The organism is Cribrihabitans pelagius, from assembly GCF_048820915.1.
Taxonomy (GTDB): domain Bacteria; phylum Pseudomonadota; class Alphaproteobacteria; order Rhodobacterales; family Rhodobacteraceae; genus Cribrihabitans_A; species Cribrihabitans_A pelagius.
This window is the reverse complement of sequence record NZ_JBMERR010000026.1, coordinates 1-22988: the sequence shown is the minus strand read 5'-3', so window position 1 is coordinate 22988 and position 22988 is coordinate 1. Positions and strand designations below refer to the sequence as shown.

General features: G+C 67.5%; 17 protein-coding genes. 3 read left to right on the top strand and 14 right to left on the bottom strand.

Features of this window, described 5'->3' with window-relative positions; all coding sequences use genetic code 11:
* Positions 1-8: 8 nt before the first annotated feature.
* Genes ACOHX0_RS19110 through ACOHX0_RS19060 form a run of 11 tightly spaced genes read right to left on the bottom strand, consistent with a single transcriptional unit; the run spans position 9 to position 15753 of the window.
* Positions 9-1283 carry a capsular polysaccharide export protein, LipB/KpsS family gene (locus tag ACOHX0_RS19110; protein ID WP_420678770.1) on the bottom strand — a complete coding sequence of 425 codons (1275 nt, stop codon included), beginning with the start codon at positions 1281-1283 and terminating at the stop codon, positions 9-11.
* Positions 1280-4747 carry a glycosyltransferase gene (locus ACOHX0_RS19105; protein ID WP_420678769.1) on the bottom strand — a complete coding sequence of 1156 codons (3468 nt, stop codon included), beginning with the start codon at positions 4745-4747 and terminating at the stop codon, positions 1280-1282. The genes ACOHX0_RS19110 and ACOHX0_RS19105 overlap by 4 nt, the downstream gene beginning before the upstream one ends.
* 4 nt (positions 4748-4751) lie before the next feature.
* Positions 4752-7394 carry a glycosyltransferase gene (locus tag ACOHX0_RS19100; RefSeq protein ID WP_420678768.1) on the bottom strand — a complete coding sequence of 881 codons (2643 nt, stop codon included), beginning with the start codon at positions 7392-7394 and terminating at the stop codon, positions 4752-4754.
* 58 nt (positions 7395-7452) lie between these two features.
* Positions 7453-8337 (bottom strand): SMP-30/gluconolactonase/LRE family protein, encoded by an 885-nt coding sequence (locus ACOHX0_RS19095; protein ID WP_420678767.1) that lies wholly within the window; start codon positions 8335-8337, stop codon positions 7453-7455.
* Positions 8334-10625, bottom strand: coding sequence for a motility associated factor glycosyltransferase family protein (locus tag ACOHX0_RS19090; protein ID WP_420678766.1), 2292 nt, complete (start codon positions 10623-10625; stop codon positions 8334-8336). The genes ACOHX0_RS19095 and ACOHX0_RS19090 overlap by 4 nt, the downstream gene beginning before the upstream one ends.
* A gap of 12 nt (positions 10626-10637) precedes the next feature.
* The gene (locus ACOHX0_RS19085; RefSeq protein ID WP_420678765.1) at positions 10638-11558 is read right to left on the bottom strand and encodes a phosphoglycerate dehydrogenase; all 921 of its coding nucleotides are present in this window, start codon (positions 11556-11558) and stop codon (positions 10638-10640) included.
* A 24-nt stretch (positions 11559-11582) separates the two neighbouring features.
* On the bottom strand, positions 11583-12251 hold the full coding sequence (locus ACOHX0_RS19080; protein ID WP_420678764.1) for an acylneuraminate cytidylyltransferase family protein: 669 nt from the start codon (positions 12249-12251) through the stop codon (positions 11583-11585).
* Between the two features lie 10 nt (positions 12252-12261).
* Positions 12262-13074, bottom strand: a complete 813-nt coding sequence (locus tag ACOHX0_RS19075; protein WP_420678763.1) for an inositol monophosphatase family protein — start codon at positions 13072-13074, stop codon at positions 12262-12264.
* A 3-nt stretch (positions 13075-13077) separates the two neighbouring features.
* Positions 13078-13704 carry an SIS domain-containing protein gene (locus tag ACOHX0_RS19070; protein WP_420678761.1) on the bottom strand — a complete coding sequence of 209 codons (627 nt, stop codon included), beginning with the start codon at positions 13702-13704 and terminating at the stop codon, positions 13078-13080.
* A 16-nt stretch (positions 13705-13720) separates the two neighbouring features.
* The gene (locus ACOHX0_RS19065) at positions 13721-14698 is read right to left on the bottom strand and encodes a class I SAM-dependent methyltransferase (protein WP_420678760.1); all 978 of its coding nucleotides are present in this window, start codon (positions 14696-14698) and stop codon (positions 13721-13723) included.
* 14 nt (positions 14699-14712) lie between these two features.
* On the bottom strand, positions 14713-15753 hold the full coding sequence (locus ACOHX0_RS19060; RefSeq protein WP_420678759.1) for a Gfo/Idh/MocA family protein: 1041 nt from the start codon (positions 15751-15753) through the stop codon (positions 14713-14715).
* A gap of 222 nt (positions 15754-15975) precedes the next feature.
* Here ACOHX0_RS19060 and ACOHX0_RS19055 point away from each other — a divergent pair, with 222 nt between their 5' ends.
* Positions 15976-16695 (top strand): hypothetical protein, encoded by a 720-nt coding sequence (locus ACOHX0_RS19055; protein ID WP_420678758.1) that lies wholly within the window; start codon positions 15976-15978, stop codon positions 16693-16695.
* An 8-nt stretch (positions 16696-16703) separates the two neighbouring features.
* Here the strand turns inward: ACOHX0_RS19055 and ACOHX0_RS19050 are convergent, their stop codons facing one another.
* Positions 16704-17378 carry a hypothetical protein gene (locus tag ACOHX0_RS19050; RefSeq protein ID WP_420678757.1) on the bottom strand — a complete coding sequence of 225 codons (675 nt, stop codon included), beginning with the start codon at positions 17376-17378 and terminating at the stop codon, positions 16704-16706.
* Between the two features lie 165 nt (positions 17379-17543).
* Here ACOHX0_RS19050 and ACOHX0_RS19045 point away from each other — a divergent pair, with 165 nt between their 5' ends.
* Positions 17544-18980, top strand: coding sequence for a mannose-1-phosphate guanylyltransferase/mannose-6-phosphate isomerase (locus ACOHX0_RS19045; RefSeq protein WP_420678756.1), 1437 nt, complete (start codon positions 17544-17546; stop codon positions 18978-18980).
* A 33-nt stretch (positions 18981-19013) separates the two neighbouring features.
* Here ACOHX0_RS19045 and ACOHX0_RS19040 read toward each other — a convergent pair whose 3' ends face one another.
* Positions 19014-20198 (bottom strand): DUF2793 domain-containing protein, encoded by a 1185-nt coding sequence (locus ACOHX0_RS19040; RefSeq protein ID WP_420678755.1) that lies wholly within the window; start codon positions 20196-20198, stop codon positions 19014-19016.
* A 332-nt stretch (positions 20199-20530) separates the two neighbouring features.
* Between ACOHX0_RS19040 and ACOHX0_RS19035 the strand changes: the two genes are divergently transcribed.
* Positions 20531-22651, top strand: a complete 2121-nt coding sequence (locus tag ACOHX0_RS19035; protein ID WP_420678754.1) for a calcium-binding protein — start codon at positions 20531-20533, stop codon at positions 22649-22651.
* Between the two features lie 17 nt (positions 22652-22668).
* Here ACOHX0_RS19035 and ACOHX0_RS19030 read toward each other — a convergent pair.
* The coding region (locus ACOHX0_RS19030) for a hypothetical protein (protein WP_420678753.1) at positions 22669-22988 on the bottom strand (320 nt) is incomplete at its 5' end.

Sequence of the window (22988 nt, the reverse complement as noted above, 5' to 3'; positions counted from 1 at the left end):
TGCGGTGATTAGGCAGATTGTGCGGATTGGCCGCCCGGCGCCGCCGCCATGGCCAGCAGCGAATGGCTGAAGTCGGACAGGCTGTAGTTGAACAGGCCCTTGTCATCATATTCGGAAGAGATGACGTAGTATTTCAGCAGCCGTGCGATATGGTCCAGCAGGAGCCGGCGCCGGGCGGCGCTGTCCCGGTCCGCCAGCGCGGCGCGCAGGGCCTGCTCCAGGCCGGCCCGGTAAGGGGCTTCGTGAGCCAGGCCCGATCCGCTGAGCTGGATCCGCCCCATCAGCACCACGGGGGTGTCGTGCATCAGGGCCATATAGGCGCTTTGCGAGACGATGGTGGCCAGGGCATCGGTATGCTGCAGCAGACTGACCAGATCGGCGCGCTTGTCCACCTCTGTCAGGCAGTCGCTGTAATCTTCCAGCCCCTTGGCGGTATGTTTGAGCGAGGGGTGCGCCTTGTAGAGGATGTGCCAGCCGTTCTTGCGGGCCAGCGGCAGCAAGGCTTGGAGGCCGGCCTCGGAACTGATGAAATCACCGGTGTGCAGAAGGGTGCGGCGGCGGGTGTAGGGCTGCAGCCCGGTTTTGAAGTCGTTGATCCCGGCATAGAGGATCTTGGGGCGCGGGTCGGCTGCCAAGGGCGCGGCCAGGCCCGCTTCGGCGGCGCTGATACCGCCGGATTTGCGGTTCAGCCGGTGCGCCACGGCATGCTGCAGGTAGGCTTCGGCAGCGGCCGTCTCGGCGGCGCCGGCCGGCAGGGCCTTGAAGGCTTCCGGCGCCCGGCTGATCCAGCTTTCCCCCATCTGGCCCTGGAATTCGAAACACCAGGAGCCGGGAAGGACGCCGTTTTCCCCGAACAGGACCGGCACGCCTTTGCGGCTGCACCAGTCGGCGATGGCGTAGTGATAGGCATTGAACTGATGCCACAGGATCACCAGGTCAGGCCGGAACCGGTCAAGCTCCTGCTCAATGTACTGGCGGTACATGAGCATGGAGGTATAGCAGTCCCGGGCGCTTTTCCTGGGGTGGTCGTATTGAAAGGCGGCGGCTTGGATGCGCAGCACCCGCTCGTTGGGGTCGATCCCCGGATGCAGCGTGACACCGGCGCCTTTCATGGAGCGTTCGATCAGGTTGGGCAGAACCAGGTTGAGCGCCACCGTATCCAGCGGGCGGCGGCTGGTGCGGCAAACCTCGGCGCCGCCCGCCTTGAGATCTTTGAGCAGGGCCTCAATCTTGGCAAGGCGGACCGGGTCTTCCCCGTAATCGCTGTAGAAGATGCGCGTCATGGCCGCGTTCCCGTGCTGTTCCGGAGCGGAAGGGCCTGCAGTTTTTCAAGCGCCTCGGCGGCCGTGCGGCTGTAGCGGGCATACCGGCTGGCGAGGTCCCGCAGCTCGGCCTCACTCATGACCCCGTAGGAGAGTTCGGGCTCGTGGCAGCCGTCCAGATAGACCTTCCGGGCCAGCTCGAACTTCTCCCGGCTGAAACCGGCGGCGGCTTTTGCGGCGGGGGTTGTGTCCAGGATGTGCTGCAGGTTCTGGCTGAAGCTGTTCAGGCTGGCGGTTTCCAGAACCCGCGGCGCGGCGCTGCGGATACGGTCCTGGTGTGGCAGGCGCAGCAGTTCGGAAATCTTGGCGCGCAGGGCTGCGGTGTCGCCCCATGGCACGAAATGCACGTGATCGCTGTTGAATTCCTGCAGAACCGGAAGGTCGTAGGCGATGCAGGGGGTGCCCATATAGCCGGCTTCGACGGGCGGGTAGCCGAAGCCCTCGAAGAGCGAGGGGAAGATCATCAGTTCCGACTTCGCGATTTCTTCGTATTTTTGCCGGTCCGAGATCATGTAGAGCAGCTTGAGCGACAGGCCTGCGCCCTCCAGCCGGGCGCGGAAGGCGGCCAGGGTTTGCGCATCCGGCAGGTCTGACGTCCCTGCGATCAGAGCCAGGGTATAGCCCTGCATTTCCGGTGTGATGCAGTCGAAGACCGCATCGATGTTCTTGTGCGCGCTCACATTGCCGAACCGGCTGATGAGGACGATTTGCTTTTCGCGGCTGAAATTCTGCTGTTTGACCAGATCGGCGACCGGGCTGTTGATCGCCGGCGGCGCGGCGGCAAAGGCCGGGGCGTGGAACAGGGTCTGGTAATAGCTTTCCGCAAAGGGGATCGCGGTTTCGGCGGAGGACAGGACGATGTCGGAAAAGCAGCTGGCGGCAAACCAGTTGTCGGCATCCGCCAGTTTCTTCGGGGCCGGGGAAAGCGCGTTGAACCAGTTCGGGCTTTCGAAATTGATGAACACGGTCTTGGCGTTGCAGGACTGGGCCTTTTCGAAGACGCGGTAATACATGCCGGGATTGCGCGACCCGTCCGGCAGGATGACCACATAGTCGAAATGGCCTTCCGGGGCGCGCAGAAAGTCATTGATCCAGTATTGGACCCTGGCATGGCCGGGGCTGCTGGACAGGTCCCCGGACCAAGGCGGCATATTGTTGGTCCAGACAACGACTTCGCCGCAAAAACCGGCCATGGCTTCGGCCAGCATCGTGCCGTGGTAGCGGCCGCCGGAGAAATGGCGCCGGTTCATCTGCATGACCACCAAAGCCCGCTTTCCGGCGGTCCCGGAACCTTCGGGCACGGCTGGTCTCAATTTCCGGAGGCCGTCTGTCCGGCCGGTTTCGAAACAATGCGGGGCAGCGGGGCGGGCATGCACGGCAGGGGTGAAGGAGCCGGCCAGTGCAAAGAAGGACTTTCCAACCGCCTCGCCGGCCATGAAGCTTTCCTGGACTGACGCCAGGTAGCGGTCTTCGGTTGCCTGCGCCCGGTTCACGGCAAAGGTGGGATGCGCCAGATGGCCGCTATTGACGAGGTCGTGGTACTGAGCGGCCTTGGAGTGGGCCCAGAAGTCTTCATTGTTGTCCGGGTTCGGATCCCGGCCATCCAGGCCCAGCAGGTAGACCGTATCGCTGAACGTGGCCGCAACCGGCAGCATGTGGATATTCAGGGTGCTGTCGAACCGGGGCAGGGCCCAGTTGTTTTCAAGATCGGTGTTCAGCCCGCTGAAACGCTGTTCGCACAGGATCACCCGGTCCCGGATTTCAGGATGCTTTTGGATCAGCAGGAAGCCGATGGCGGCGGACGTAAAGAAATAGATCCCGCGCTCCTGCAGAACCTTGATCAAATCCGCACGGAAGGTTTCGGCATATTGCGATACGCCGAAATGGCTGACGGCATCGCCGGCGCAGATGAACGCCGGCTGAATGTGGTCCAGGAGCGCGTCATTGGCCACGATGGAGTTGCAGGCGACGGTCATGCAGCTGCTGAAGTCGAATTCGAATGCACGGTCGACCGAGGGGCCGGTGCCAAAGACCGCGCTGCAGGTCTTTCCGGCTTCGCGCTGCTCCTGCAGCGCCGTGCGGAACCGCTGCTGGCTTTCCTGCAAGAGCGCGGCCTTTTCCGGTTCCGGCAACAGCATCCAGGGGCTGCGGCAGTAATTTCCGTATTCCACCGATGCCGGGTCATGTGTCGCCACGGTGATGATGTTGGGCTTGCCCAGCAGGCGTGCGAGATAGCGCTGCAGCCCCGGCGGCAGCGGGCGCCAGACCAATATGGTTTGGGCCCGCATCAGCGCCTCCAGGTAAGCGTCGCCGGGGGCGGTCAGCTCCAGTGTTTCCGTATCCAGGCTGCGGCTGGCAAAATAGTCCGGAGCCGGGGCGATATCTGCCTTGGCGCCGGGGCCTGCCAAGGTGACCTTCGTCACTGGCGATCCGCTGCCTGTCAGGTACCAGCCCGCCCGGTGAAAGTGGTCCGACAGCGCCGCCGTGCCGTCAAAGGCCGGGAAATAGCAGATTTCACCGGCTTCTTTGGACGGCTTGGAGCGGGCCGCCAGTTGCTGCTTGAGGGTGACAAGATCGTCCAGGCTGAGGGCGCCCTCTGCAGGGGCCGTGTTCTGCCGGACGGAAGGCGTTGTTGCTGTCACACGCCTCGGAGAATCCTTGGCGGCAGTTACCGCCGCGGTGGCGGTGTTCGCGGGGTTGCCGGTTTCCGTGACCGTCATTTCTTCTTTGTCCCGCATCCCCGCGGCGGCGAAGCTCAGCTTCACGGTTCTTTCGCCCTTTGCATTGGGGACCGAGACCCAGCTGTGCAGTTCCCGGACGGGAACCCCCCCTGACAGCGTAACCCCGAAAGCCAGATCTTCGCGTTCTGTTGTGATCAGGCCGTCGATCATGCAGAGGCTGCGCAAGGGGCTGTAAGTGCATTTCCTGATCCGGAAGGATTCCTTTTGCGGAGCAGCACCGGGCTGAACCCGGATGATGGCCTTGTCGTGGAAGTGAGAGCGTTCGGCCGAAGCATAGACGGCCCGGACGCTGGCATTCTCCGGCAGGTTTTCAACGGGAATCCTGACCCGCCAGCCGCTGCGCTTATTGCCGTATTGCGGGTATTTTTTGAAAACGTCCTGCCGTTCCTCCGAGCCGGAAGAAACCTCTGCGGCGATGTTCGTGCCGTTCACGTGCAGAAGAAGATCGAAGCTGGGTTCGGGGGTCAGGCACCAGCCGTTGACTTCCAGAACGCCCGTGCCGGCGTGAAAGGCGGCTTTTGAAATGCGAAGCTCCGTGCTCAGCCCGGCAGAATAGTTTTCTTGAGCCGCAGAGGAGCTCTCTTCTTTCGAGAGGGAAAGAACATGTTCATAAGAAATGGGTCCGGGCGTGGCGCCCGCTTCAGGCTGCACCATGCCACCAGCATTTTTTTTCTTGAGAAACATCGATTTATCCTGAGCTTTTAGTGGTTTTCGGAGCGCTGTTTGCAGCGGCCTCCGCAGCTGTCCGGGTCTGCAGCACCGCATCCAGATCCGCCCGCGGGAAGGTCTCCAGCTTGGAGAAGCGGCTGGCGTTGTAGATCCTGACCCCGATGCTGTCGCAGTAATCCTTGGCAAACTGGTAGGAATGCTCCAGCCGGTCCAGGACCGGGTAGTGCCATTTTTCGCCCGGTTTGCGGTAGTCGGGGTGGAAGTGGTTGACCTCGCCTTCCGAGACCAGGGCGCCGCCCTCCCGGGTCTTGGGCTCAACATAGCTGTGGTCCAGGCCGAGAATGTAGATCTCCTTGAAGCCCATGTGCACGGCCATCTGCAGCATCGAGTAGGTGATGGTGGAGCCCCAGCAGATGCCTTTGGTCAGATCGGCGGAAAATTCCCGGAACGGCGAGCGGTTGTCGGCGGGCGGCAGCCAGCGGGCATAGTGGTGATTGGCCTGCCGCGGCAGGTAGGGCAGCATGTGATGGGCAAAGATCTTGGTGGTGCGGTCCACCGCCAGGATCTCGGCCCGGCAGTTCTGCGCCACCAGCAGGTCCTCGACCGAATAGAAGGTCGGGCGCCACTCCGTCTCGTCGAAACAGAGGTAGATCTTGTTGGCGGCAAAGGTGATCTCGTCCTTCAGCAGCTCCAGGTCGCTGACCGTGAGGCTGGGGCCGTTGCCCAGCACAAAGCAGCGCTGCCCCAGGTGGCGGTTGCGCAGGGCGTTGAAGAAGGCGTTGTCCTCATCGGTGACCGGGGCGCGGGCCCGGGCGGCGGCCTGCGCGGCACCGGCCTGCAGGTGAGCGGCCTGCTGGTGCAGGTCCTGCAGGGCCAGGCTCTCCGCGCTGCCGGGCTGCAGCGGCGGCCGGGTGCCGAACTTGCCGTAACCGGCCCAGAACGCCTGGGAGGTAAGATGCGGCTTGGCGGCCTGGTAGGCCCGGGCCGTGGCGGGCAGCTTGCGGGCCGCCGCCTGGCGCAGGCGGCGCAGGGTGAGCATCTGCCGCAGGGCCCGGCGGGAGTCGCGGGTGACGGTAAAGCCGATGCCCTTGTCCGGGTTCCAGTAACTGACCTGCTTGCCGCGGCGGCAGTCGGTTGCCTGCGAGGGGCGGGTGGTGTCGATGGCCACCTGTTCCTTCAGGGGCAAAAAGTGGTTGTTCCAGGTCCGGGCGTTCAGCCGGGCGGTGCGGGCCGAGGCGGGGGGTTCCAGCCCGTTGACGGCCGCAGCGCCCTCCGGCGGCGCCGGCATGGGGGCGTTCTTCTCATCCGCCACGGTGCGGAACACCCCGGCCAGGATCTCCTTTTCGTTGCGGATGAGATATTCCGGCCCGTTCAGGAAATGCCGCATGGCGTCCAGAAGCAGCTGGGCATGCTCGTATTTGCGGGCCGAGACAAAGCCGCGCACCAGCCGGTCGTATTCCATGGCAAAGCCCTGCGGATCGTCCAGCCGCCCTTGCTGGGCCAGCAGCACCCAGCGGTTGCGGAAGCGGAAATACTGCATGGCGGCGGAGTATTTCTCTTCGAAATCGTCGTGCAGCACCCAGAAGGAGAAGGGGATCACCAGCTCCACCCCGGCATCGCGCAGCCGCAGCCCGTATTCCACGTCGTCCATTTTGATGAAGAACGGGTAGGGCAGGCCGATCCGGTGCACGTCGCTGACCGCAAAGCAGCTCCACCACCAGCCGGTGCTGTCGGGCGCGCGGTCCATGGCCAGGAAGGCGGGAATGTCCGCAGTGTCCAGCCCGGCGCCCAAGGCGCTGTCGCTGGGGTGCACAGACTGGCGGTATTTGTGGCCGAAGCAGGCGCTGTGGCGCGGGATCCTCTGCTCGGAGGAGGCCGGGTACATCGGTGCGCCCACGTGAAAGCCCGGCTTCAGGAAGCGCATGAAGGCGGTGTTGCGGGCAAACATCTCCGGGTGCAGGTAGATGTCGTCGTCCAGCAGGCAGACATGGGTGAACCCCTGTTGCGCCAGCGCCCCGTAGCAGCTTTCGTAAATGCCGCGCCCGAACCCGCCGGCGCCGCCGGTGTTGTTGTTGGGCAGGACCGTGACATCGGCATCCGGCTCCACGCCGCAATCGTTGCTGCCCTGATCGCTGCCGTTGTCGATCACCGTCAAATGCGCGGCGGCCTGATCGCGGTGGCGGCGCAGGTAGTCGCGAAAGACCCCCGCGTTGTACTGCACATATTCGGCCCGCTTGAAGGTGCAGAAGATGTAATTGATCCGCAGCTGCGGCGCGGCCGGCTGGTCATCGGTGGCGAAGAGGATGTCGAAATTGGCATCCGGGCTTTCCTCTTCGACCACCGGTAAGAGGGCGCCTTCAAGGCCGCTCACGCACAGATCCGGGAAAAGCTGCGTGCCGGTGCCGTCCTGCTCGGCCCGGGCCAGGTCGGTGGCGGTGCCATCGGCGGTGATGTGACGCAGCACCACGCGGACCCGGCCCGAACGCACCACCAGGCGGGTGCCAAGCCAGGTCAGGCAGGTGGCGCGGCGCCAGGCATCCAGATCGAAGGCGTTGACCGCACTGGCGCCGAATTCCCGCACATAGCGCTGCAGCGGGTAGACTCCCCGGACCGGGCTGAACCGGGAGGCGGCGGCGGCGGGGCGGGGGGCGGGCATATTCATTGGTTTACACTGCACTCATGGTTTGCAGGCCGCGGGGGCGGGCCGGACCTGTCTCTTGTTACCGGGGCTGCCATAGCACCCGGGGTTCCGGGAGACCATGGACCGCAGTCTCTGCGGCAAAGGTTTGGCCGGCCGTTGCCTGCCAGTCTGCCCGCTCTGCGGGCAGTTTCTGGCGGGCGGTGGTGACATAAAGCGTGGTGAGATCCGGGCCGCCGAAGGCGGGGCAGGAGGTATGGCCGGTGGGCAGCGCGACGGCGCTCAGGAAGCGGCCCTCCGGGCTGTAGCGCGCCACCCGGGCCGAGCCCCATTGCGCGCTCCACAGGCAGCCTTCGCTGTCGATGACGGCGCCATCGGGCTTGTGTTCGGGGTCCTCTGCGGTGGCGCGCAGGTCGAGAAAGACCGCCTTGTCCCCGGCCGGCCAGCCGGTGTCCGGGTCGACCGGCTGGCGCCAGATGATCCGGGTCCGGGTGTCGCTGTAATAGGCGCAGGCGCGGGCCTGGTCGAAACAGATTGCATTCGGGGTGGTCAGGCCGCTGTCCAGCTCCCGCAGCTCGCCCCGGGCCCAGCGGTACAGCCTGCCCAGGCCCGGCTCGCCCGCCTTGCCCATGGTGCCCATCCAGAAACCGCCCCAGGGGTCGGCGCGGCCGTCGTTGGAGCGGGTCGCCGGAGTGTCCGCCTCGATTTCGCAGAGCATCTCCTCGGTGCCGGTCTCCAGGTCGAAACGGCTGAGGCCGGTTTCGCCGGCGATCAGCAGCCGGGTGCCGTCGATCCAGCCTGCGGCGCTCACGTGGCGGCCGAATTGCCACTCCAGCGCCTGCCCCCCGCGGCGCGACAGCAGCGTGCAGTTCATGATGTCGAACCAGAACAATTGCTGCCGCAGCGGGTGCCAGAGCGGGCCCTCGCCCAGGGTGCAGCTGCGGCTGTCAAAGACGGCGGCGGTCATGCGGTTTCCTTTTCCGGTGTTTCCAGCGGGAACAGGCTGTCAAAATCGGCCCGCTCGAAAACCTCGAGCCGGGTCCGGCGCGAGGCGTTCAGAATGCGCACACCGCGTGCGGCGCAGCGCTCGCGGGCGCGGGCATAGGAGACCTCGAGCACCTCCAGGTTCGGCTGGTGCCAGCGCTCGCCGGCCTCCCGGTAGCCGGGGTGGAAGTGGTTCTGCTCGCCCGCGTGCAGATAGGTGTTGCCCTGTTTCTCGCCGGGCAGCACGTAGCTGTGGTCGAGCCCGATCAGCACGATCTCCGCGCAGCCCATGAACAGCGCCATCTGGATCTGGCTGTAGACGATGGTCGAGCCCCAGCAGATGCCGTGGCTGAGATCCTCGCTGAACGCCGGGAAATCCGGGTCCGACAGCGGGTCCGCAAAGGAGCGCGGCGGGCGGAAGGGCACAAAGACGGTGTCGGCGGCGTGGTAGCCGAAGTCGCGCACATTGGCCGGGAAGATCTTCAGGCTGCCCTCCAGCCCGCTGATCCGCTCCCAGTTGTTCTGGATCACCAGGTGGTCCTCGACCGAGTAGTAGGCCGGCCGCCAGGCGGTGTCCTCATAGGCGAGGTAGATCTTGTTGGAGGCGAAGGTCACGCTGTCCTGCAGCCGCTCCAGGTCGGAGACCCGCAGGCTGGGGCCGTTGCCGACGATCACCGCGCGCGCGCCCTTGTGGCGGTTGCGCAGCAGGCTCAGCAGGATGCCGCTGGCCCGGTCCTGGTCGGCATGGGCCCGGGCGGTGTCGAGCAGGCGGTTGTGCTGCAGCCGCTGCTCCAGCGCGCCGAACTGCCCGGCCCAGGCGGCCTGCTGGCTGCGGTGGCGGCTGTCGGCCTTGAGGTGCAGCGCCGCCAGGCCCTGCTGCTGGGCGGCGGCGTCCAGGCCGGGGCCGGCCAGGGCGGAACCGGTCAGGGCGGGATCGGCGGGCGGGCGGTTGCCGCTCACCTGCGACCAATAGGCAATGGTGCCCAGGCGCGCCCGGGCGGCGGCGCAGTCTTCGGCGAGCTGCGGCAGGCGGGCGAGGGCTTGGGACTGCCGCCGCAGGCGGCGGTGCAGCCGCCAGGACCGGAACGGGGCGCGCAGGGGCGGCAGGGCCGGGCGGCGCGCGGGCAGGACCATTGCTTCCGGCCCGGCCAGGAAGGCCTCCATCTCATCCATCAGCGCCCAGGCGCCTTCTGCGCCTGCGGCATCGAGACGGCCGCGTACCGACGCGGAAAATTCGCTTTGCAGGGCCTTCGGATCCGTCAGCTCTCCCTGCAGGGCCCGGAGGGTCAGCTCTGCGCCATAGCCGGGGGGAGCTGAAGCCGCGGGCGGGGACGGCAGGAAGGACAGCGGGGCGGCCGGCGTCAGGCCCGCGCGCTGCAGGCGGGTGCTGTATTCGCGTTCCGCCAGCGCAAGCGGGAACGGGCAGGGCAGCCCGTTGCGGTGCACGTCGCGCACCTCCAGGCAGCCCCAGTCCCAGACCCAGCCCGCCGGCCTGCCGGGCGCCTCTGCGCCGCTGGCCGCGGGCGGGGCGCAGAGCAGGAACCCGGGCCGCAGGAAACGCATGAAGGCGGCCGCGCGGGCGAACATCTCGGCATGCGGCGGCTGCCCCTCGCGCAACAGGCAGAGATGGGTGAAGCCCTCTTCCGCCAGGCTGCCGTAGCAGGCCTCGTAGAGGCCGCGGCTGGTGCCGGGCAGGCCGGTGGCGTCATTGGCGATCCAGGTGAGGCCGCCGGCCGCGTCTGCGGCGGCCCGGTTTTCAGCAGCCTGCGGAGCCGCGGCGGGGCCGTTGTTCATGAGCAGCAGATGCCCCGCTTCCGCGGCGCCGTGCGGCGCGTGCTCCTCCTGGAAACGGCCAAAGGCCGCCGCCGCCGCCGCCAGCTCCGGGCCGGTGCCTTCGAGGATGAAGGCGGTCCTGGCCGCGGGCAGCGGCGGGGCTTCGTTGGTGCCGAAGCAGAGATCGAAGACCGCGTCCGGGGAGGCGCTTTCGATGACCGGCAGCAGCACGCCCTCTGTCTGCGCGGTGGCAATCGGCGGGCTGAAGGCCGATCCCGGCTCCGGGCAGGCCAGGCGGCAGTATTCGTGGTGGCTGCCGTCCGGCCTGATCTGGCGCAGGCTGACACTCACGGCGCCCTGAAAGACACAGAGCTCCACGCCAAAGGCGCCGAGCGCGCTGGCCCGGGCCCAGGCCTGCACGTCGAAGGCATTGGCGGCATCGGCGCCCGGGCCGGGGATATACCCCTGCAGACGGTGTCTTATGCCGCGGCCATGCATCGGAAGCACCGCTCAGGCAGTCAGATGCTTGAACAGGTTCTCGAGCGTATTGGCATGCACGTATTCGATCGCCTCGATGGTGCTGTTGGCGTTGTGGCTCGACACCGCGACATTCTCGAATTGCAGCAAGGGATGGTCCTGCGGCAGCGGTTCGCTCTCGAAGACATCCAGCGCCGCCGCGCCGATCTTGCCCGAGCGCAGCCCGGCCGCCAGCGCGGCCTCGTCGATCAGCCCGCCGCGGGCGACATTGACCACGATCACCCCGTCCCGGGCGCGCTCGAAGGCAGCGCCGTTCAGCAGGTGGTGGTTGTCCGCGGTCTGGTTGCAGCACAGGCAGATCACATCCGCCTCCGCCAGCAGCTGATCGAAGGAGATCAGGGCGGTGCCGTCCGGCGCGCTGTCCATATAGGGGTCATGGGCAATCACCTGCATGCCGAAGCCGCGGGCGCGCTGGCCCACGCCCTGGCCGATGGCGCCATAGCCGACCACCGCCATGGTCTTGCCGGTGAGGCCGGGGAAGCGGCCCTTGGGCCAGCCGCCCTGGCGCACCAGCCGGTCGGTGCGGGCCAGCCGCCGGGTCGCCGCCAGCAGCAGCCCCATGGCATATTCGCTGACCGCATCGCGGAAGGCCCCGGGCGAATTGCAGACCGGCACCCCGAGCCGCCTGGCGGCCGCCAGGTCGATCGAGTCGATGCCGGTGCCCCATTTCGAGATCACCTTGAGCCGCGGCAGGCAGGCCTCCAGCACCGCTGCCGTGATCTGGTCGTCGCCGGCCAGCCAGCCGTCGAACTGCCCGGCCAGTTCAAGGCATTGCGCCTCGCCCATGAACTGGTCCACCGCGGGCCAGATGGGCTCTGCGCCGCGCGCGCGCAGCAGCGCGTCGAAGCGCTCCCGCTCGTTCAGCATCATGATGTTGGATACCAGTACCTGCATGGCCCGCCCGCCTGTCTTATTGTCTTATTTCTTTCCGAGCACGCTCAGCAGCGCTTCGGCAATGTCGAGATCCTGCTGGGTCTTGATCACATGACCGGAGATCGGGTCAACCGGGTAGAAGGCGATTTTGCCGTTGTAGGTGCCGATGCCGCCCGCCTCGACCGCGCCGATGTAGGGTTTTGCGCGCCAGCCGGTGATCGACCAGGTCACCCGCTGGGTCGGCTTGAGCTCCTGCGAGTTGGTTTTTTCGGCAAAGGTGAAATTGACCGGCGCGTCCTGATAGGCCACCTCGATCTGGTCCTCGATGCAGGAGAGCATCACGTCGGCGTCGGAGGCGATGAAGGCCTCGGCAAAGGACTGCACCTCCGCGGCGCTCAGCAGCGGCGCGATCGAATGCACCTGGATCAGCAGGTCGCAGTCCACGTTCTTCAGGAAGTCGTAGACAAACTGCTCGGAGGTGGCGACGGAATTGCCCAGCTCTTCGGGGCGCTGGTAGAACTTGATGCCGTACTGTTCCGCGAACTGGCCGAATTCGGCGTTTTCCGAGTTGATGTAGATCTCGTCGAACAGGCCTGCGGCCCGGCATTTTTCGACCGCATGGGTGATCAGCGGCTGGCCCGCCAGCGGCGCGAGGTTCTTCTTCTTCAGGCGCTGGCTGCCCATGCGGGCGGGGATCATGGCGACGGTTTTCATGGGGCTGTCCTTAGTCTGGGGCGCCGGGGGCGGCGGCCGCGCGGGCAAAGAGGGGGGCGAAGCTGTCAAACAGGCCGGGGGCGGCGCAGAGGCTGTGCTGATCCGCATCAATGGCCGGGCCGGGGCGCTCCGGGACGGCCGGGCGGTAGCTGCCATAGGCAAGCCCGGCCTCGCGGGCGATGAGCGCGCCGGCCATGTCGTCCCAGCCCTTGGCCTCGCGGCTGGCCACCAGGCTGACCCGGCCGGCGGCCGCATAGCAAAGATGCAGCGCCTGGCTGCCGAAGTTGCGCAGCTTGAAGGCGCCGAGCAGCTCCCCGAGGGCGCCGGGGGCGCGGGCGGCCAGATCCTTCAGCAGGCCGGAGGACACCACCGCCAGCCGGGCCTTGTGGGCGCGCGGTTGCAGCGGTGCCCCGTTCAGGAAGGCGCCGTGCCCGGCCACGGCGGAGTAAAGATCCTTCTGCGGCACGTCATAGACGGCGGCCAGGACCGGTTCCCCGGCCGCCAGCAGCACCACCGCCACGCCGTAGGCGGGCAGGCCGGCGACAAAGTTCACCGTGCCGTCGAGCGGATCCACCAGCCAGCAGGGGCCATCACCGGTGATGGCGGCAAAGCCTTCCTCGCCCGCCACCGCGGAGCCGGGCAGCAGCGCCGCCAGCTCCTGCTCGAGCCGGGCCTGCATGGCCAGATCGATCGAGGTGACCAGGTCCAGCCCGTCGCTGCCCTTGTCCCGGGTGACGGCCTCCTGGGCAAAGATCTCCTGCACCAGGAGCGGCAGGAGGCTGCAGAGAGCGTCGTGCAGCCCCGCGGGCAGGTCCGTGCCCATGCGTCAGAATTTCCGCTCTGCGATCAGGTTTGCGTCCATGTTGGTCATGCGCAGGTACTGGGTCAGGATGTGGATGAACGCCATGTGGATGTCTTCCACCACGCCGTAGTTCTGCGCGTTCACATGGGCGTTCAGATCCGCCAGCTCGCGCGAGCGGCCGCCGGAGAAACCGGTGAAGGAAATCGAGGCCATGCCCTTTTCGCGGGCCACCTGCAGGGCGCGCACCACGTTTTCGGAATCGCCGGAGGAGCTGACGGTCCAGACCAGGTCGCCGGGGCGGCCCATCGATTGCAGCTGGTAGGCAAAGACCTCGTCATAGGAGATGTCATTGGCCAGCGCCGAATTCATCTCGGTATGGGCGGCCAGCGACATCACCCGGGGCATCAGCTCGGTGTCGGTGCGCACGCATTTCAAAAAGTCGCACAGCGAATGGTTGGCGATACCGGCGGAGCCGCCGTTGCCGCAGATGTAGATGAAGTTGCCATTGCTGATGGTTTCTTTGACCAGGGCGGCGATCTTGTCCAGCACGCTCAGGTCGCTGGCCTGCACCGCGGCAGCCAGGGTGGCGAAATATTCGGAGGCAAAACCGGCGCAGCTGTCGAAGGGGGCCGTCGGGAAAAGGGCAGTCATTGTGCGGGAAGTCCTGTTAGGTTTGGAGGGCAAAGCGCATCACGCCGGATTTCAGGCTGCGCTGAAGCAGGATTTGCAGATCGCGCAGCCGGTCCTTGCCGGCCTCCCGGAAGAAGCTCGACCAGAAGGGGATGTGGTCGTTCTGCGCGCTGTTGAAATGCTGTTCCAGCAGCACCGCATCGCGGCGGCCGGGGGTGGAAGCCTCGAGGATGGTGAAGCCGGTGTCCCGGGCCAGCGTCTCGAAGCCCTTGACGGAAAACAGGTTGAGCCGGTCCAGCGGGATGAAGCTGGGGGAATCCGCGCCCAGGATTTCATACTCCAGCCCGTCGGCGCAGGAGGTGCCGACGAAGACAATGGTGCCTTTGGCGGCGTTGTCGCGAATGGTGCGCAGCAGCTGAGCGGGGTCCGCCACCCGGTCCATTTCCGCCTGCACCAGCACTGCCTTGGGCGCGTGTTCGCGCAGAACCTGCCGCAGCTGCCCGTAACCGTCTCCGGCACCGGTTTCCAGCGGCAGGAAGTGCCAGCTGCGTTTGTGGCTGAGGCGGCTGGCGGCGTTTTCGAAGCCGGGCGCCTGAGAGCAGAAGCGGTAATCGAGAACCGTTTCCAGCCGGCTTTCGCTCCGGGCTTCTGTCAGGCTGATCCAGTTCAGCAGCGAGATAAACTCGAAATCGCGGTCCTGCCCGCTGTCCTGCGGCAAGACCGCGGGCAGCTCCTGGCGCAGCCGGTCCAGCACCTGCTGGGCAGGCACTTTTGCGGAATAGATGCTGTTGCAGCCCTGGCAGCGGTGGAAGGGCAGGAAATTACGGCTGAATATCCGGCTTTTTGCGATGTCCTCGCCGCAGGCGGCACAGCTGCTGCGGTCGTGCCAGGCAATACTGTCATCCAGCTGCACATCGGCCAGCGCCCGGTTGCGGGCCAGCCGGTAGAGCTCGGGCTTGCGCCCGGTGACGGTGGAAATGTCAGGCAGGTGGTCGAGGAAGACGGGGGTTTGCATTGGTCTTGGAGCCCTTACTCGGCAGCGCTGATGGTCCGGCTTTCCAGCCCGGCCTGCCATTCCGGATCGGCGGCATAGATTGCTTCCACCAGCTCCATGACCTCCAGCGCCTGCGCGGAGGTGCCGCTGCGGACCGGCACGCCAGCGGCAATGGCGGCATGGAATTCGGCGGCTTCCTTGTCCCAGGACAGATCCTCGGTGAAGCGGATCTCCTGGCATTCCGGGTTCGGGATCGGGTTGCCGTCCTTGTCCAGCCGGTTCAGCGCCACCGTCAGCACCTCGGTGCCATAGCTGCCCGAGGCCGACAGGATCCCGTCCACCGAAAGGAAGCCGTTGCGCATGTAAAGCTCGAGCCGGAAGGTGTGCTGCCACTGGGTGGCCGAGGAATGCACCGAGGCGACGATGCCTTGCGGGTTTTTCATCAGCGCAAAGGCATTGTCCTCCACCGGCACCTCGGTCCAGAAATTGCGCTGCACGAAGGACTGCACTTCGGTGAACCGGCCGGCAAACATCTGGAACAGGTCCAGCATGTGAATGCCCTGGTCGATCAGGATGCCGCCGCCGGACTGGGCGGGGTCGTTGCGCCAGTTCTGGGCATAGTTCGGCCCGCCGGCCTTGCCGTAGACGCCGCGCATGAAATAGAGATCGCCCATCGTGCCCGCATCGATCAGCTTCTTGGCTTCCTCGATGGCGTCATGCATGCGGTGGTTGAAGCCGAACTTCAGCACCAGCCCCGGATTGGCCGCCTCCGCCGCGCGCATGCAGCGCACGTCCTGGGAATTGCGCCCGGGCGGTTTTTCCGAAAACACATGCTTGCCGCGGGCCAGCGCGTCGCAGACCACATCCGGGATCATCATGTTGGGCACGCAGCAGACGATGACATCGGGGTCATAGGCGTAGACCGCCTGCGGGTCGGTCACCATGGGGATGGTGGCCTGCGGATCCACCTGGGTGTCGCAGGCCGCCACAACGGTGAACCCGCCATGCCGTTCCATGGCCTCATGGCGGATTCGGCCCATTTTGCCATAGCCAATAATGGCAGTGCGTAGCGGCATTGCAAGATTCCCGTATAGGTTGTCCATCCGATATGTAGCACACGTGCGTCCATGTGCCAAACAACCGATGGTGCGACTGTCCCGATGTATTTTTTTGCGACCTTACTGTCCGCGATTCAGGGATGCAAGGCACTGCCGGAGGCTTTCTATTTCCTCTTCCGGTAGAAGGAGCTAGGGTGCGCCGGGGCCCTGCGCGGGCCCGGAACGGAACGGGAGACTGTCATGAATCACCTGGTCAGCGCGCTGCTGCACGCCCGCGCCTCGGGCGCCGCGGCCCGCCTTACCGCGGCCGACTTGCCGTCCTCGGCCGCAGAGGCCTATGCGGCGGGACTGAGCCAGGCGGCTGAGCCGGCGGCCTGGAAGATCGGCGGCGCCAATCCCTGGTCGCGGCAGGTCTTTGCCAATACGGAGGTCTTCTTCGGGCCGCTGGCGCCGGGGGAAGTGGCGGTGGAAACGGAGGCGCTGAGCCTGGCCGGGCTGCACGCGCCGCTGGCGGAGCCGGAACTCATGCTGGAGCTGGGGGACGATCCGGGGGCGGCGCAGCCGTTCCGGCGCATGGGGCTGGGCTTCGAGATCCCGGCCAGCGTCCTGCCGGAGGCGCTGAAGCCCGCCCTGGCCGGGCAGATGGCCGACCGGGCCGGGGCGGGCGCGCTTTGGGTCGGGGCGGTGCAGGCGTTTGACGCGGCGCGCTGCGGCAGCACCTTCGTGTCGCAGTTCCGCCGCAACGGCGGCGCGGCGGCGGCAGGCTGCGGCGCAAACATCATCGCCGGCCCGCTGGGGGCGGCGCAGGAGTTCCTGGGCCTGGCCCGGCGCTATGGCATGCCGCTGGCCCCGGGGCAGTGGATCGCGACCGGAGGGCTGAGCCCGGCGGTGCCCGCCGCGCCCGGGGATCTGCTGGAATGCTCCGCGATGGGCCTGCAGGTGCGCCTGCGGCTGGCCTGACCGTCCCGTCAGGCTGCGGACAGGGCCAGCTGCCCGCAGCCTGACGGGGCCAGCCGGGCGGCCAGTGCGGTTTCGCCTGCAAATTTCTCTTCCAGATAGGCGAAGTCGCCGGGGGTGTAGAGCGCGCGGTAACCGTCTGCGAACTTGGCGCGGCCCCTGTTGTATTCGGGCAGTTCCGCATCCCGCACACCGAACTCTGCCATGCGTTCCCGGTACCAGCCGGCGAGACCGTCGTAGCTCACGAAATAATCCGGCAGGACCGCCCCGTCTCTGCCCTGGCAGAAACGGTCCAAATGCTCAACTTCTTCCATGTAGGGACTGCGGATGTAGTCTGAGAAGCTCATGTTCTCGGCCCAGGCATATTTGGTGCCGGTTCTCTTGTTGTAGCGTTTGGCGTGGAAATAGAAGGACCCCACCCGGTCCCACCAAGGCCGCAGCGAGATCAGATACACAGTGAAATTGTTTCGCTCCCCGGGCAGCTTGTCCAGAATCTCGGCCACCGGTGAGTGTTTCCAGACCCCCCCGCGGCGGCGGGAGCGGGCGCTTTTGTCTTCACCCTCAGGGGTGTAGCCCCAATATTCCACGGAATGTGCCGGCAGGTTCTCGATCATGCCCTTGCAGACGGATGTGCCCCCGCATTTCTTCATGTGGGCAATGATGATCTTGTTGTTGATGACGAGCAAAACGATCTCCGGCCAAGTCTGGCGTTCTTATTGCCATCTGCGCGAACGGGCGCAACTCATTTTGCGGCAGGCTGTTTTGCGGCAGGCTGCACGGGGGTTGCAATGTCCCGGCATCCGCGGGACAACCGCCGGAAACGCAATGGCGGCCAAAGGATTTGATTATCTATGATCACCCCCATTCTTCTCTGCGGCGGTTCCGGCACCCGGCTGTGGCCGCTGTCGCGTAAGAGCTACCCCAAGCAATTCGTGCCGCTCACCGGAGATGAGACGCTGTTCCAGGCGTCGGCCCGGCGGCTGTCGGGGGAGGGGTTTGCGGCACCCATGGTGCTGACCAATTCCGATTTCCGCTTCATCGTCACCGAGCAGCTGGCGGGCGCCGGGATCGATCCCGGCGCGGTGCTGATCGAGCCGGAGGGGCGCAACACCGCGCCCGCGGTTCTGGCGGCGGCGCTGCGGCTCGCGCAGAGCGATCCCGATGGTCTGATGCTGGTGGCGCCCTCGGATCACGTGGTGCCCGATGCGGCCGCCTTCCGCGCCGCGGTGCAGGCGGGCGCGGCGGCGGCGCGCGAGGGCCGGCTGGTCACCTTCGGCATTGCCCCGGACCGGCCGGAGACCGGCTATGGCTACCTCGAGCTGACCGAGGCGCCGGAGGATTTCGCGCCCCGGCCGCTGCGGCTGCGCCGCTTTGTCGAGAAACCGGACCAGGCCAGCGCCGAATCCATGCTGGAGTCGGGCCAGTACCTGTGGAACGCCGGCATTTTCCTGTTTTCGGTGCAGGCCATTCTCGCGGCCTTCCGCGCCCATGCGCCGGAGCTGATGGCGCCGGTGCAGGCGGCGGTGGAGCAGGGCCTGCCGGATCTCGGCTTCCTGCGGCTCGACCCCGAGGCCTGGGCGGGGGCGGCTGACATTTCGATCGACTACGCGGTGATGGAGAAGGCGGAGAACCTCAGCGTGGTGCCCTTTGCCGGCGGCTGGTCGGATCTCGGCGGCTGGGATGCGGTCTGGCGCGAAGCGGCGCGGGACGGCGATGGCGTGGCGCTGAGCGGCAATGCCACCGCGATCGATTGCACCGGCAGCCTGCTGCGCTCGGAGGATGACAATCTCGCGCTGGTCGGCATCGGGCTGGAAAACATCATTGCCGTGGCGATGCCGGATGCGGTGCTGGTGGCCGATGCCTCCCGCGCCCAGGACGTCAAACAGGCGGTGGCGGCGCTGAAGGCCAAGGGCGCGCGCCAGGCCACCGCCCTGCCCAAGGACCACCGCCCCTGGGGCTGGTTCGAGAGCCTGGCCGTGGGCGGCCGCTTCCAGGTCAAGCGCATCCACGTGCACCCGGGGGCCGCGCTGTCCTTGCAGAGCCACCACCACCGCTCGGAGCACTGGATCGTGGTCGAGGGCACCGCCAAGGTCACCGTGGACGATGCGGTGAAGCTGGTGACCGAGAACCAGTCGGTCTACATCCCCCTGGGCGCGGTGCACCGGATGGAGAACCCCGGCAAGCTGCCGATGGTGCTGATCGAGGTGCAGACCGGCGCCTATCTGGGCGAGGACGACATCATCCGCTACGAGGATGTCTATGCCCGCGGCCAGGGCGCCAAAGGGTAACGGGCCAAGGGATAAAGCCTGCCGGCTGCCGCCTCAGCGGACCAGCCATTCCTCCACTTCCGCGGAGACCGCCCGCATCCGGATCCAGCCCGGCGCCACGGGCTGGCCCCGGCGCAGGCGCAGCTTGCCCAGAAGACCCGCCAGCGCCCATTCGGGGCGGGCGGCGCGGGGCACATAAGGCCGCGACGGATCATAGGCGGGGTTGTCCAGCGGGCGGCCCTCGGCATCGCGCCGCAGCGCGCCGTAATCGTCGCGCAGCCAGCGGTGCTTCCAGGCGCCCATGTCGCCGTCGCCGATCACCGCCGGGGTGCTGCTGATCACGCCCGCCGGGGTCTCGCCGGGCTGCGCCGGGCGGATCCTGGCGCCTTCCAGCACCACGCTGAGGCCGCGGCGGTCCTCGGCGCCGGGGTTGCCATCGGCCCATTCGAACCATTCCGCGTAATCGGCGCCGCCGCCGGTCCAGGCGCCGGCGCAAGCGCCGTTGCCATCGGCGCCGAGCCGGAAGGCGGGGGCGGTGCCGCCTGCCAGCAGGTAGTCGCCGCTGCCGCCCGCGATCTCCAGATGCGCGCCCGGGCTGGCGGTGCCCAGCCCGACATAGCCGCTGGCGGCGGCCACCTTCAGCGCCTCGGTCCAGGCGCTGCCGTCGGCAGAGACCTTGACCGAGAAATCGTCATTGCCCGCCAGCCCCATCTCGGCCCGGCCGCTCCAGTTCGACTGGAACAGCAGCGACGCGGTCTCGGCGGCGGCGGATTTGTTCACCTTGAGCTGATGGCCGCCGCCGCCATGGCTGAGCAGGGTTGCAGGCCCTGCCACCGACAGCGGGTTGTCGGCATCGGCGCTGGTGCCCACCCCGAGCCGGGCGAGGTTCTGGGTCTCGGCCGCGGGCAGGATCCAGGCGCTGCCGTCCCAGACCCTGAGCGCGCCTTCGGCAATACCCCAGGCGCGCCAGCCCGGGCGGGGGGCGAGGAACAGCCAGCCCTCGCCCTGCCAGACCGCGATTTCCTCCGCGTGGCCGGCCCAGGCCGCCTGCGGCGCGGCCCCCAGCGCATAGGCCGCGCCCGGGGCGGGGCTCGCCGGCGGCACCTCCGCGCCGAACTCCGCGACAACCAGTTGCACCAGCGCGTCGAGCATCCGCAGGGCTTCGTTGTGGGTCACGTGTTTCTGCGCCTGGGAGGGCATCAGATAGGGCAGGGCGAGGATCGGCGAGGTCTGGCTCATCGGCGGGGCTCCTGTGGCGCGGCAATGCGGGTTCGGCGGGTGCGGCGCCAGACTGGCGCCTTGCGCCTCAATTCCGCGCTAAGCCGCCGCCCGGCTGCGGCGCAACGGGCGGGCGGATGCGCGCGCGGGCAGGCGGGGGGGCAGGCAGGGGCAGGCGGGCAGAAAGGCGGGCGGGCAGGCCTCCCGCCCCGTCCCTGCGCTCCTGCGCCCCTGCGCGCAATTGTCTTCAACCTGTAAACAATCGCCCCGGTTTTGCCCGGTTTGCTGCCCGCAATCCGGTCTGTTGCGCCCGCAGGTTGCGCTCAAGGACGCATCGCATAGGAGCGCGCGCTATGGCATTGGCATTCACCGGACGGCTGGCAGCAGAAGACCTGATCTTTGGCACCGATCTGCGCGATATCGAAATCGCGGTGCAGGATGGCGCGGCCACGCTTTATGCCATCACCGGGATGAACGGCGGCATCAGCCGCTGGCAGCTCGACGCCGGCGGCGCCCTGGCCGCGGCGGCGGGCCGCAGCCTGCACGGGGCCGCGGACCTGCAGACCGGCGGCTTCCAGCTGGCCGAGGCCGGCGGCGGGCTGCGGCTGATCCGCGAGGCCACCAGCCAGGGCGAGCTGGCCTTCCACCGGCTGCTGCCGGGCGGCGGCCTTGCGGATCAGGGCGGGCAAGCGCTGGCGGGGGCCGATGCGGCCGGCTTTGCCGCCCTCACCGTGGCGCAGCTGGAGGGCGGCAAATGCGCGGTCTACGGCACCGGCGCGGGCAATGGCCGCCTGCAGGGCTGGCGGCTCGGCGGCGAAGGCCGGGCCGAGGACCGCACCGGGGCCGCGGGCGGCGAGGCGCCTTACCAGCTGCCCGGCGCCACCCGGCTGGCGGTGGCCGAAACCGCGGAAGGTTTGGTGCTCCTGGCGGCGGACAGCGCAAGCGGCGGGCTGGTGAGCTTCCGCATCGATGCCCGCAACGGCGCGCTGAGCCCCGCGGCCGCCCTGGGCGCGGCGGAAGGGCTGGCGGTTGCGGGCATCACCGCGCTGGAGGTGTTTGAGGCGGACGGCCAGGCCTGGGCGCTGCTGGGCGCGGCGGGCAACGGCAGCCTCACCCTGGTGCAGGTCGGCGGCAACGGCGCGCTGACCTTCGCCGATCAGCTCAGCGACACGCTGGCCACCCGCTTTGGCGGCGTAGAGGCGCTGGAGGTGGTTGTGGCGGACGGCGAGGTGCTGGTGCTGGCGGCGGGTGCCGACGACGGGCTCAGCCTGCTGCGGATGCTGCCCGGCGGGCGGCTGGTGCATGTGGAGAGCCTGGCAAATGCCGCCGGTCTGGGGCTCGCCAATGTCACGGCGCTGGAGGCGGTGGTGCTGGATGGCACCCTGCAGGTCTTTGCGGCCTCGGGCCAGGGCGGCATCAGCCAGTTCAGCCTGGATCTGGAGACCCTGGGCGCCTCCCGCGCGGCCGGCGCCGCGCGGGAGGCGCTGCGCGGCACCGATGGCAGCGACGTGCTGGCCTCGGGCGCGGGCGGCGGCTGGCTGACCGGCGGCGCGGGCGGCGATGTCTTCGTGATCGGCCCCGCGGCGGGCCGGGTCACGATCCGCGATTTCACCCCGGGCGAAGACAGCCTCGATTTGTCGCTGTTTGCGGGCCTCTACAGCCCGGCGCAGCTGGAGGCGCGCGAAAGCGGCACCAGCCTGCTGCTGCAGGTGCAGGACACGCAGATCGAGCTGGTGAGCGGCGGCGGCCAGCCGCTCACCCTGGAAGGTGTCTTTGGCCCGGCGCTGCGGTTCACCTTCCCGCACCGTCAGGGCCTGGCGCCGGCGGGCGGCCAGGAGGGCGGGCTGCGCTACGGCACCGGCGGCAATGACCAGCTGGCGGGCAGCCGCGGCAGCGACCGGCTGGACGGGCTGGGCGGCGATGACGCGCTCAAGGGCGGCGGCGGCAAGGACCGGCTCTGGGGCGGCGAGGGGGAGGACCGGCTCTGGGGCGGCGGCAAGGCCGACCTGCTCTGGGGCGGGGATGAGGACGATTTCCTCTGGGGCCAGGGCGGCAAGGACCGGCTCTGGGGCGGCGCGGGGGAAGACCAGCTGAAGGGCGGCAACGGCAAGGACCGGCTCTGGGGCGGTGAAGCGGATGACCGGATCGAGGGCCAGGGCGGCAAGGACCGGCTTTGGGGCAATGGCGGCGGCGACCGGCTGGAAGGCGGGGCGGGCGCCGACAAGCTCTGGGGCGGGTCCGGCGCGGATGTGTTTGTCTTCGCCCGGGGCCACGGCCGGGACCGGATTGCGGATTTCACCCCCGGTGCGGATCTGATCGATCTGACCGGCCTGGGCCGCGCCGCGGCGCAGCGGTTCTCGCAGCTGGAAATCAGCCGCCAGGACGGCGGCACGCTGATCGATACCGGCGCAGGAGAGATCCTGCTGGAGGACCTGCGCCCCCGCCAGCTGGATGCGGATGACTTCCTGTTCTGACACCGCGTGCCCGGACACTAACCGGCCTCCGGGCCATGGCTGGGCACGAAGGCCATTTCGGTATCACAATATGCGCTCATCCTCTGGGCGGCTTGAAACAGCACGGGCCTGCGTGCGTCCTTGACGATTGCAAGCGCCTGATCGCGATGCGGCCCCAGGGGATTGTCGGCAATCATCTTGTCCGTGATATCCTCCCAGCCGTCGAGTTCATCCAGAATCGAGTCCAACTCGCAGGGGCACAGACCGGTTACCCGCTGGATTTCGTCGAGAATTTCGAGCCCGTCTTCGGAAAGCGTCTGCGGGCTGGCCCAGCCATGTTTCAAACTTTCGATCTCGT

What these genes read in the sequence shown, in the direction of transcription:
- ACOHX0_RS19110 (WP_420678770.1), bottom strand. Translation starts at nt 1,283, where the DNA reads ATGACGCGCATCTTCTACAGCGATTACGGGGAAGACCCGGTCCGCCTT.
- ACOHX0_RS19105 (WP_420678769.1), bottom strand. Translation starts at nt 4,747, where the DNA reads ATGTTTCTCAAGAAAAAAAATGCTGGTGGCATGGTGCAGCCTGAAGCG.
- ACOHX0_RS19100 (WP_420678768.1), bottom strand. Translation starts at nt 7,394, where the DNA reads ATGAATATGCCCGCCCCCCGCCCCGCCGCCGCCGCCTCCCGGTTCAGC.
- ACOHX0_RS19095 (WP_420678767.1), bottom strand. Translation starts at nt 8,337, where the DNA reads ATGACCGCCGCCGTCTTTGACAGCCGCAGCTGCACCCTGGGCGAGGGC.
- ACOHX0_RS19090 (WP_420678766.1), bottom strand. Translation starts at nt 10,625, where the DNA reads ATGCATGGCCGCGGCATAAGACACCGTCTGCAGGGGTATATCCCCGGC.
- ACOHX0_RS19085 (WP_420678765.1), bottom strand. Translation starts at nt 11,558, where the DNA reads ATGCAGGTACTGGTATCCAACATCATGATGCTGAACGAGCGGGAGCGC.
- ACOHX0_RS19080 (WP_420678764.1), bottom strand. Translation starts at nt 12,251, where the DNA reads ATGAAAACCGTCGCCATGATCCCCGCCCGCATGGGCAGCCAGCGCCTG.
- ACOHX0_RS19075 (WP_420678763.1), bottom strand. Translation starts at nt 13,074, where the DNA reads ATGGGCACGGACCTGCCCGCGGGGCTGCACGACGCTCTCTGCAGCCTC.
- ACOHX0_RS19070 (WP_420678761.1), bottom strand. Translation starts at nt 13,704, where the DNA reads ATGACTGCCCTTTTCCCGACGGCCCCCTTCGACAGCTGCGCCGGTTTT.
- ACOHX0_RS19065 (WP_420678760.1), bottom strand. Translation starts at nt 14,698, where the DNA reads ATGCAAACCCCCGTCTTCCTCGACCACCTGCCTGACATTTCCACCGTC.
- ACOHX0_RS19060 (WP_420678759.1), bottom strand. Translation starts at nt 15,753, where the DNA reads ATGCCGCTACGCACTGCCATTATTGGCTATGGCAAAATGGGCCGAATC.
- ACOHX0_RS19055 (WP_420678758.1), top strand. Translation starts at nt 15,976, where the DNA reads ATGAATCACCTGGTCAGCGCGCTGCTGCACGCCCGCGCCTCGGGCGCC.
- ACOHX0_RS19045 (WP_420678756.1), top strand. Translation starts at nt 17,544, where the DNA reads ATGATCACCCCCATTCTTCTCTGCGGCGGTTCCGGCACCCGGCTGTGG.
- ACOHX0_RS19040 (WP_420678755.1), bottom strand. Translation starts at nt 20,198, where the DNA reads ATGAGCCAGACCTCGCCGATCCTCGCCCTGCCCTATCTGATGCCCTCC.
- ACOHX0_RS19035 (WP_420678754.1), top strand. Translation starts at nt 20,531, where the DNA reads ATGGCATTGGCATTCACCGGACGGCTGGCAGCAGAAGACCTGATCTTT.